Source organism: Candidatus Hodgkinia cicadicola (genome assembly GCF_002774925.1).
Genome location: NZ_NXGO01000108.1, coordinates 1 through 1,497, shown reverse-complemented (window position 1 = coordinate 1,497; position 1,497 = coordinate 1). Strand labels below are relative to the sequence as shown.

The following is a 1,497-nucleotide window of genomic DNA, read 5'->3' as shown; positions in this document are numbered from 1 at the left end:
AAACTCGATTGTGCAGAACATCACATCAAATTTTCTGTTAATTGCTGAGGTAGTAAAAATACTGACTCAAGCACAGGTATGCCTTCATTTGCTAGTGCTCAGAAATTAGATGTTAGACAAATGATATATATGTAACGTACGAATATACTGTAGATATATATACCACTTGGAGTCGTAGAGTTATTAATGACTTGAGAATTGTGTAATAAGGTCTCAGGGGCGAAGCCCCGAAGACGGGCGGTCTAGGCATTGTCTATTTACGTGTGCAAAGCGTGCGTAAATAGACTCTGTGAGGTCCGCCGACAGGCCGAGCAGCACTGGAGGTGCCGTTGGACATTACAGCATTGAGTTCTGTTTCAAAAAGAGTGATGTATAATTTTGTTTATACGTAGGTTTCATGTAAAATACGAAATAACGCATTTTTACGTTATTTAGGCCCCAAAATAAATTTTTGCGAATTTTTTGCAAACAATTTTTTTTGCAGACTATTCGCTTCCGCACCTATTTTTGGTCTGTAGTTTACGTAAAACATGGCTTTTCCAGACAAGGATGTCAATCGGAACTATTACCACAATATCAGACTTATCACATCTCTAGAGCTTATTTGGCCTGATCTGTCAGATATGTAAATTCAATACTTATAATTTGGATATATATAATTCACTTTTACACTTCGTAAGCATATTACAAATGCCTAAATCTGTTACAACAATTTGTTACTAATTAATGCCAAATTCCTACCATTTTGGTGACATTTACAAACTACTTTATAAAATGGATATATAAAGATTCCATTTTTAATAAATAAATGAAATTCTAATTGTAACTGATAGATTTACTTTCCAAATAATATAGTGTTGGCAACAAGGATTAGTAAAGACTACAAAACTGTAGTAAAGACTACAAAACTGTATTAAAGACTACAACATTTTAACTCCTAATTACTTTTATTTACCTGTGTTATGTTTCTATGTGAAGTGGTGGTACAGACACTTTAATAAGTCCCTTCTTTTCTGGTAAAATGAGTTTATCTCGCACCTTAGTTACAACACCAGTTGCTACAGTAATATTATTTTCCCTTAATGTAATACTCTGTCCAACAGTCATAACCATATTTCTAAGTAAAGTGAGTGTTACAGTTGCATGTTCACCAGGCATTATAAGAGCCATTCCTTTGGCCAAGTCGACACGACATGTTATATTCCATGTTTGACTAAACAACTGCTGAATGTACTGTGAGGTAACTGGATGTCTTCTTCCCCCTTCACTACGAGACAAAAAATAAACTGCTGCTTCATAATGATTACTTGGTTTTAAACTACCAGATGCACACAAAATCATACCTTTATTAGCTTTGGTGTTTTTTACACCTCTCAACAAAACCCCAACATTTTCACCAGCCTTTGCACTATTTACAGATTTCTTGAAACACTCAATATCAGAAACAGATGTTTTAATAAACTGATCATCACCAATCAAATCTGCAGTATCACTTTT

Annotated in this window: 1 protein-coding gene; it reads right to left on the bottom strand. The window is 34.4% G+C overall.

Annotated elements, in window-relative coordinates; translation table 4 throughout:
• Window positions 1–960 precede the first annotated feature (960 nt).
• On the bottom strand, window positions 961–1,497 hold a 537-nt coding region (locus MAGTDC_RS03520), incomplete at its 5' end, for an EF-Tu C-terminal domain-related protein (protein ID WP_462138618.1).